The organism is Nostocoides veronense (assembly GCF_039531185.1).
Taxonomy (GTDB): Bacteria; Actinomycetota; Actinomycetes; order Actinomycetales; family Dermatophilaceae; genus Nostocoides_A; species Nostocoides_A veronense.
The window spans coordinates 1-800 of the sequence record NZ_BAAAPO010000077.1; the positions used below are offsets into that span (position 1 = coordinate 1).

General features: G+C 66.0%; 1 protein-coding gene. It reads left to right on the forward strand.

All coding sequences use genetic code 11. The features are described 5' to 3' along the window. The coding region (locus ABD225_RS18555; protein WP_344089178.1) for an IS110 family RNA-guided transposase at window positions 1-800 on the forward strand (800 nt) is incomplete at both ends.

Genomic DNA, 800 nt, shown 5'->3' on the forward strand with positions numbered 1-800 from the left:
CTGCGCTCGATATCGGCAAGGCCGAGCTGGTCTCGTGTGTGCGGGTCCCCGGCGCGGCGGGCAAGTCCCGTCGCGTTCAGGAGGTGACCACCTACAAGACGATGACCCGCTCGTTGTTGCTGATGGCTGACCGGTTCGCCGAGCTCGGTGTGACCCGGGTGGTGATGGAGGCAACCAGCGACTATTGGAAGCCGGTCTTCTACGTGTTGGAGGCTGCCGGGTTCGAGACCTGGCTGGTCAACGCCAAGGACGTCAAGCACCTGCCCGGGCGTCCGAAGACGGACCGGTTGGACGCGGTGTGGCTGTGCAAGGTCGCCGAACGTCAAATGTTGCGCCCTAGTTTCGTGCCACCGGAGCCGATCCGGGTGCTGCGCGACCTGACCCGCTACCGGTGGGATCAGGTCGCTATCCGTACCGCGGAGCGGCAGCGGGTGGAGAAGCTGCTCGAGGACGCCCAGATCAAGCTCTCGGCCGTGGTCTCGGACATCTTCGGGGTCTCCGGGCGGGACATGCTCGAGGCGTTGCTCGCCGGGCAACGCGACCCCAAAGTGTTGGCGCAGTTCGCTCGGGGGCGGATGCGGGGCAAGATCACCGACTTGGAGGAGGCGTTCACCGGCCGCTTCGACGAGCACCACGCGTTCCTGCTGGAGAAGATGCTCACCCGCATCGACATGGTCACCGCCGACATCGCCGACCTCGAGGCCAGGATCGACGCCGAACTGGTCCCTTTCGAGGAGGTGGTCGAACGCCTCGATGAGATCCCCGGAGTAGGCCGTACCGCCGCCGCGGTGATCATCTCC